A 3522-nucleotide genomic window follows, 5' to 3' on the forward strand; every position below is an offset into this window, starting at 1 on the left:
CCGCGATCTCCTTCAAGCTGCGCCCGCCCTCCAGCAACTGCCGCACACGATCCAGCCGCAGCACTTCCACGAAACGCGCGGGCGTCTCTCCCATCGCCGCTGTGAACTTGCGATAGAAGCTGCGCTCCGACATCGCCATCCGTTCCGCCAGCTGCGGCACATCCAGCGGCTGATGCAGGTTGGATGCCATCCAGTCGATCAGCTTGCCGAACGGTGCGCCCGCCTTCGCCTGCGCCTTCAGCACCGGGCTGAACTGCGACTGGTAGCCGGGCCGCCGTGCGTACAGCACCAGCCGCGCCGCGATCCGGTTGGCGATCTTGGCGCCAAGGTCGCGTTCGACCATTGCCAGGCACATGTCGATGCCGGTGGTCACACCGGCCGAGGTCCACACATGGCCGTCTTCCACATAGAGCGAGTCGGCATCCACGTCCACCGCGGGAAAGTCTTCTTCCAGTTCCTTGCAGGCCGACCAGTGCGTTGCCACCCGGCGGCCATCCACCAGCCCGAGTTCGGCCAGCATGAAGACGCCGGTGCAGATCGAGCCGTAGCGCTTGGCCGCGGCGCTGGTGCGGCTGACCCAGTCGGCCAGGATGCGGTCGCGGGCGAGGTTGCGGATCGCGTGCTCGTCGCCGCCGGCGATCAGCAGGATGTCGACGTCCTCGGGCGGCAGCGTGCGCACGGCGCGCGTGGCGAGCTGCGCGGCGCAGCTGCTGGGGACGACGCCGCCGCGCGCCGAGACGATGTGGACGTCATAGAAAACGCGGCCGCAGGCATCGTTGGCGCCGCCGAATACTGACGCCGGACCGGTGACGTCGAGGATCTGGACGCCGTCGAAGACGAGGATGGCAAGGGTGTGGGGCATTGGCAGAATTTATCACTTCACTGTCATTTCTGCCAGACGCCTGGCGCCTAGAATGGTCTGCATCGATGCCAACAAGGAGCACCCCATGACCCCGAACATCCATATCGGCTTCCTGCTGTTTCCGAATGTCACACAGCTCGACCTGACCGGTCCGGCGCAAATCCTGAGCCGAGTGCCGGGAGCGAAGACCCACCTCGTCTGGAAGCGCTGTGAAGCCGTCGAGACCGACGTGCGCTTCAGCATCAACCCGACCGTGTCGTTCGCGGATTGTCCGCAGCTTGACGTGCTGTGCGTGCCCGGCGGGTTCGGCGTGGGAGACATGGTGCTGGATGAGGAAGTACTCGCCTTCCTGCGCGGGCAGGCGGAGGGCGCGCGCTATGTCGCTTCGGTCTGCAACGGCGCGCTGCTGCTCGGTGCGGCCGGTTTGCTCAAGGGCTATCGCTCGGCCTGCCACTGGATGTGGCGCGATTACCTGCACCGCTTCGGCGCAATCCCGGTGGCGGAGCGCGTGGTGCGTGACCGCAATCGCATCTCGGGCGGCGGCGTGACGGCGGGCATCGATTTCGGGCTGACGCTGGCGGCGGAGCTGGCCGGAGAAGAGATGGCGAAGGTGCTGCAGCTGGCGTTCGAGTACGATCCGCAACCGCCCTTCGATTGCGGCACGCCGGACAAGGCGGGAAGTGAACTGGTGGCACGGCTGCGCGCGATCCAGGGCGAGCGCCTCGCACAGGCGGAACAGAAGATCTTTGCCGTACCGGTGTGAAAGGAAACCGTGATGCTTGAACTGCGACCCGGCTGCGAACACTGCAACAAGCCGTTGCCGCCCGACTCGACGGAGGCGATGATCTGCAGCTTCGAATGCACCTTTTGCCGCGACTGTGCGGAATCGGTGCTTGACAACGTGTGTCCGAATTGCGGCGGCGGATTTGCGCCGCGCCCGGTCAGGCCGAAGGCGAACCTGAAGAATGAAAATTCGCTGGCGAAGTATCCGGCCGGCACCCGCGTCGTGTACCGGCCTGTGGATGTGCAGGCACACCGGGCATTCGCGGCGGGCATCAAGGACATCCCGCCGCACGAGAGGTGATCACGCCGACATCAGCACCGGCACCGTCATCGATTCCAGCAGCGTGCGCGTGACGCCGCCGAGCATGATTTCGCGGAAGCGCGAGTGGCCGTAGCAGCCGGTCACCAGCATGTCGGACCCGAGGTCGGCGGCCAGCGACAGCAGCGAGCTGCCGACGTCGATGCGCGTCTTCTGCCGGATCACATTGACCTTCACGCCGTGGCGCGCAAGGTAGAGCGCGATGTCGGCGCCCGGGATTTCGCCATGCGCATCGCCGCGATCCTCGGCATTGAATACCGCCACTTCGACGATGTCGGCGTGCCGCAGCATCGGGATTGAATTGACCACCGCACGCGTGGCGGACACGCCCGCATCCCAGGCCACCAGCACGCGCTTGCCGACCTGTTCGAAACGGCCGGCGTAGGGCACCACCAGCACCGGGCGGCCGCAGCTCAGCACGACATATTCCGGGAAGTCCGGCAGCACCACCGGCGACGGCTCGTCGGGATTCACCTGGCCGACCACCAGCAGGTCGGCGTAGCGCGCGCGCAGCGCGAGGCCGGCGCCGGCTTCATCGTCGAGCAGTGCGCTTTCCCAGGAGCGCACTTCCGTTTTCCGGATGCGGGTCTCGAAATCGTCGAGCGCATGGCGGCCGCGCTCGCGTAGCGCCTCCAGGTGCTGTTCGAGATAGCTCCCCGAGGCCCCCATCGCCGGATCCATGATGCCGGACTGGTAGATGTAGTGCGACACGCCCGTCGTCGCCACACCGACCAGGTGCGCGTCTTCCCGCACCGCGATCGATGCCGCGAGGTCAATGTACTGCGCGGCATGCCGGCACTTGTCGGCATGCACGAGGATGGTCTTGTAAGACATATCGTCCTCCTGGAGGAAGTGCTTGTTCTTCCGGTAAACCGGCACCCGAATTGTCACTTTCACTATAGGCGACAGTCCGCCAAATGCACGGACTGCGATTGATCCGAGTCAATCTATCCCGGAAAAGGAGCCCTGCACGACCAGGCTTGTCATCAAAAAACTGTCATCAAAGCTTCATCTTTTTGTCATTTCCCGGTCATGCGTGCCCCGTAGCATGCCGCCGTGGACAAGTTTCTTCATTTTTCCGGAATCGACATCGTGAATCCCGACATCGTCATCGTGCGAGACGGCGACGCTTATCGCCTGCTGCACGGCCACTTGCGCCTGGCCAACGTGATGCGTGCCACCGACGAAATCGAAGTCGAGGTCAAGGGCGAAGGACCGGTGAAGATCAGGAAAACCGGAAACGGCTACACCGCCGGCACCGATGGCCGCCGGGTTCCGCTCTGCCGCGATTGAAGGCATCCACAGGGCTGAGAAAACACCACCACCAGAAAAAGGATTGACGCAATGAACGACCTCACCAGGCAGGACCTGCTGGCCGACCCGGAAGATACCAACACCTCGAACAACCCGACCTTCGAAAGCGTCCTGCAGGCGCGCCTGAGCCGCCGTTCGCTGCTCAAGGGCTCGTTCGGCCTCGCCACCACGGCCTTCTTCGGCACCGGCCTGGCGGCCTGCGGCGGTTCTAGCGACGCCATCGCGTCCGGCACCACCGACACCA

General features: G+C 64.8%; 6 protein-coding genes. 4 read left to right on the top strand and 2 right to left on the bottom strand.

The annotated features are described in order from the left end of the window. On the bottom strand, nucleotides 1–862 hold an 862-nt coding region (locus AYR66_RS18475; protein WP_088709912.1), incomplete at its 3' end, for a GlxA family transcriptional regulator. Between the two features lie 85 nt (nucleotides 863–947). On the opposite strand from AYR66_RS18475, the gene AYR66_RS18480 reads away from it, so the two are divergent. Then, nucleotides 948–1625 carry a DJ-1/PfpI family protein gene (locus tag AYR66_RS18480; protein ID WP_088709913.1) on the top strand — a complete coding sequence of 226 codons (678 nt, stop codon included), beginning with the start codon at nucleotides 948–950 and terminating at the stop codon, nucleotides 1623–1625. Nucleotides 1626–1637: 12 nt separating this feature from the next. Then, entirely contained in the window at nucleotides 1638–1946 is a 309-nt protein-coding gene (locus AYR66_RS18485) for a DUF1272 domain-containing protein (RefSeq protein ID WP_088708723.1), read from the top strand. Here AYR66_RS18485 and AYR66_RS18490 read toward each other — a convergent pair whose 3' ends face one another. After that, a complete protein-coding gene (locus tag AYR66_RS18490; protein WP_088709914.1) occupies nucleotides 1947–2798 on the bottom strand; it encodes a universal stress protein in 852 nt (283 codons plus the stop codon). Nucleotides 2799–3020: 222 nt separating this feature from the next. Between AYR66_RS18490 and AYR66_RS18495 the strand changes: the two genes are divergently transcribed. Together AYR66_RS18495 and AYR66_RS18500 are read left to right on the top strand one after the other, a co-directional pair. Next, nucleotides 3021–3257, top strand: coding sequence for a hypothetical protein (locus AYR66_RS18495; protein WP_088708724.1), 237 nt, complete (start codon nucleotides 3021–3023; stop codon nucleotides 3255–3257). Nucleotides 3258–3308: 51 nt separating this feature from the next. After that, nucleotides 3309–3522: hypothetical protein (locus AYR66_RS18500; protein WP_206047218.1), on the top strand; the 214-nt coding region annotated here is incomplete at its 3' end.

This window comes from Noviherbaspirillum denitrificans (assembly GCF_002211445.1).
Classification (GTDB): Bacteria; Pseudomonadota; Gammaproteobacteria; order Burkholderiales; family Burkholderiaceae_D; genus Noviherbaspirillum; species Noviherbaspirillum denitrificans.